Source organism: Collinsella aerofaciens, from assembly GCF_039752955.1.
Lineage (GTDB): Bacteria > Actinomycetota > Coriobacteriia > Coriobacteriales > Coriobacteriaceae > Collinsella > Collinsella aerofaciens_BI.
The window spans coordinates 1-1,485 of sequence record NZ_JBDMHB010000086.1 but is presented as its reverse complement, the minus strand read 5'-3'; the positions used below and the strand labels follow the sequence as shown (position 1 = coordinate 1,485).

Sequence of the window (1,485 nt, the reverse complement as noted above, 5' to 3'; positions counted from 1 at the left end):
GGCCGCGGGGGCGTTCGGCTAACTGCGGGAATGGCCTATTTGCTCAATGTGTTCGGCTGAGATCGGAAATCAACCTCTCAGAGTCTTTGTTCTTGACATTTATTCAAATTATGCAGTGTTATTTGATTTTTCAGTTTTAGAAACCAGCAGGTAGAATCGTTGGCAAATATAGATACATGACACTCTGTTGTTATTTGTACAACATTTTGTTTTAACCCACTCAATCTGTGAACGGTCGACATTTGGCTGTGAGTGGTCGTTTGTTCTCCGCGTCGATTCGCCTCGGGACAAAAAAGCGTCCCGGCAATCGGTTGCCGGGACGCCTGATCGAACCACCACAAAGGTGCCTGTCCCCTTCGTGGTGGTTTTTGTCCAGCGCGCAGTGCTACAGCAGGTGCTCCTGGATAAAGATCGCGATACCGTCTTCGTCGTTGCTCGCGGTTACAAAGTCGGCCGCGGCACGGGTGGCGTCGCTGCCGTTTGCCATGGCCACGCCCACGCCGGCGTCGGCCACCATGCCGGCATCGTTGTCCGCATCGCCGAACACGCAAATGTTCTGGAGCCCCATGTCATTGAGCTCCGCGACGCGCAGCAGGCCGCGCGTCTTGGACACGCGCGGATCCATGAACTCGTAGAGCCGCTGCGTGGTCTGCAGGGCTGCCGCCTTAACAGTGTTATCGGCAAACGTCGACGCCCGCTCAATCACCCGCGGCATTACCTCGGGCGCCATGGTAAACATCACCTTGGGCTGCGGCTCGCGTAAGAACTCGGCAAAGTCGACCACCTGGTAGGGCACGCCATCGACGCGCGACAGGTGCTCGACGCACGCGTTGCTCTCGGGCACGTAGAACACGCCGTCTCGGGGGCAGACGGGCGTTGCCGGAAGGTCCGCCATGTGCTTGCAGATGCGCGCGATGGTCTCGCCCGGCAGCGGATAGCTCAGCTCGTTGATGTCGTGCGCGCGGTCGATGACCTCGGCGCCACCGCAGCCCACGAGCACGTCCACCAGGCCTTCGATGCCCCAGAGCTCGTACATGGCCTCGGTCGCGTGGGCGTCACGCCCGGTGCACAGGCCAAACAGCACGCCGCGCTCGCGCAGGGCGCGAATCGTCGCCACGGTGCGCGGGGACACCGTGTGCCGGCTCGTGAGCAGCGTACCGTCGATATCGCAAAACACGGCTTTGGTGTGGCTGAAGGTTGTGTCCATGGGGGCCTTTCTGGGTTGTGCGGCGGTGTGGGGTGTATTTGCAAACGGCGTACATGGTATACCAAGGCACAGGCGCGGCCCGTCAAAGCAAAAACCACCACAAAGGTGCCTGGCCCCTTTGCGGTGATCGCGGCGTCTACGGGCCAAACCATCACAACATTCGACGTTTTTCGGCAAAATCGCGATTTTCATCGAATGTTGTGGTAGCGCGCAGAGATGTGGTGTAAGAGGCGGGGCATGCCCCGCCTCTTCTCTTTCTTGAAAGGGAGGGGACACCG

The 1,485-nt window shown here is 59.5% G+C and carries 1 protein-coding gene; it reads right to left on the bottom strand.

Annotated elements, in window-relative coordinates:
• Positions 1-385: 385 nt before the first annotated feature.
• Entirely contained in the window at positions 386-1,207 is an 822-nt protein-coding gene (locus ABHR75_RS09885; protein ID WP_138114150.1) for an HAD family hydrolase, read from the bottom strand.
• Positions 1,208-1,485 lie beyond the last annotated feature (278 nt).

Excerpts from the sequence above, each read along its gene's own strand:
- ABHR75_RS09885 (WP_138114150.1), bottom strand. The coding sequence starts at position 1,207 with ATGGACACAACCTTCAGCCACACCAAAGCCGTGTTTTGCGATATCGAC.